General features: G+C 49.2%; 1 protein-coding gene. It reads right to left on the reverse strand.

The window, feature by feature from the left end:
- A partial coding sequence (locus tag FQ668_RS27855) for an aldehyde dehydrogenase family protein (protein WP_144180824.1) occupies window positions 1-252 on the reverse strand: 252 nt, incomplete at both ends.

Below are 252 nucleotides of genomic sequence, written 5' to 3' on the forward strand. Positions count from 1 at the left end.
GCTGTGTACTTTGCCATGCTCGGTAGAAATTAACGTAGCGAGCTCATCTGCGTTTTCTTCAAGCAAAGCTTTGAATCTGAACATAACTCGAGCACGTTGCAGTGGTGGTGTTGCTTGCCAAGCCTCTTGCGCCTTTTTCGCCACAGCCACGGCTTCTAGCGCTTCATTAGCACTTAATAGTTGGACTTGTCCTCGCAACTCACCATTTGCCGGGTTAAACAAGTCTGCGTTTCTTCCGCTGTGGCTCTCTAC

Origin of the sequence: Pseudomonas sp. Kh14 (genome assembly GCF_900291005.1) — a bacterium.
Classification (GTDB): domain Bacteria; phylum Pseudomonadota; class Gammaproteobacteria; order Pseudomonadales; family Pseudomonadaceae; genus Aquipseudomonas; species Aquipseudomonas alloputida.